Annotated in this window: 1 protein-coding gene; it reads right to left on the bottom strand. The window is 43.2% G+C overall.

All coding sequences use genetic code 11. From position 1 onward, the window contains the following. Nucleotides 1-399, bottom strand: a 399-nt coding sequence (locus tag AAEZ03_RS25870; protein WP_350582573.1) for a glycerate kinase, incomplete at its 3' end; no start/stop codon positions are given. Between the last annotated feature and the right edge of the window lie 76 nt (nucleotides 400-475).

The raw sequence follows: 475 nt of genomic DNA, 5'->3' as shown, positions 1-475 counted from the left end.
GCCCAGACCGATAATGATGCGTTTAACGCCTTCATCTAAAGCATCCGCAATAAGTTCGCCAACGCCGTAACTACTCGTAATTAATGGATTTCTTTCTTCAGTCGTTAATAAATGCAGACCACAGGCTTGAGCGATTTCAATTACGGCTGTCTCATTTTTTAATAGCAGGTACTTGGCAGTAATTGGTCGCATGAGTGGATCGTTCACCACCACGTTTTTCCAGCGCCCACCTAGTACATAAGACAATACTGCAGAAGTTCCTTCACCGCCATCTGCCATGGGTAGCAGCTTATAGTCAGCGTCAGGAAACACTTGACTGAATCCAGACTGGATAGCGTGGCAGACATCCAATGCTTCTAGGCTTTCTTTAAATGAGTCAGGGGCGATTAAAATTTTCATGAAATACTCTACGATTATGCGAGTTGGAATTGTGCACTTAGGCCAATCATATCAGTATAATTTGGATAATCTGCTA

It is taken from the genome of Pseudomonas sp. HY2-MNA-CIBAN-0224, assembly GCF_040310285.1.
Classification (GTDB): domain Bacteria; phylum Pseudomonadota; class Gammaproteobacteria; order Pseudomonadales; family Pseudomonadaceae; genus Aquipseudomonas; species Aquipseudomonas helleri.
The sequence above is the reverse complement of the archived record's forward strand: the minus strand, read 5'-3'. Positions and strand labels throughout refer to the sequence as shown.